This is a genomic window from Massilia genomosp. 1 (assembly GCF_011682185.1).
Lineage (GTDB): Bacteria > Pseudomonadota > Gammaproteobacteria > Burkholderiales > Burkholderiaceae_D > Telluria_A > Telluria_A rubra.
In genome coordinates this window covers 1-324 of record NZ_WHJF01000473.1, presented here as the reverse complement: position 1 = coordinate 324, position 324 = coordinate 1, and the positions used below count along the sequence as shown (strand labels likewise).

Here is a 324-nt window from a genome sequence, read left to right as displayed (position 1 = left end):
TGCGCGACAAGGTGATTTTTTCGGAGGGCGAGTAAATCGATTCGCCCGGCCGCGGCAGCGAAAACGTCACCTCGCGCTGCCAGCCATCGAGCAGCACGACCTGGCCGCCGCCCACTTGCAGGGCATCGGAAATCGGCGTGCTCCAGCCCGCGCCCAGCCATCCCGCCTGGCCCTGGGCCGAGCTGTAGTTGCGCTGCCATACCAGCCCGAGCGCCGCAGGCAGCGCAAAGTCCAGGTCGAGCTCGCCCGCGAGGATTTTGCTGCCGGATAGCGGATTGACGGGCTGGGCCACCAGCAGGCAAGCCGGACAAGGCCGGCGTGCCT

General features: G+C 67.9%; 1 protein-coding gene. It reads right to left on the bottom strand.

Features of this window, described 5'->3' with window-relative positions; all coding sequences use genetic code 11:
- A partial coding sequence (locus F1735_RS34565; protein WP_167241571.1) for a DUF6531 domain-containing protein occupies positions 1-324 on the bottom strand: 324 nt, incomplete at both ends.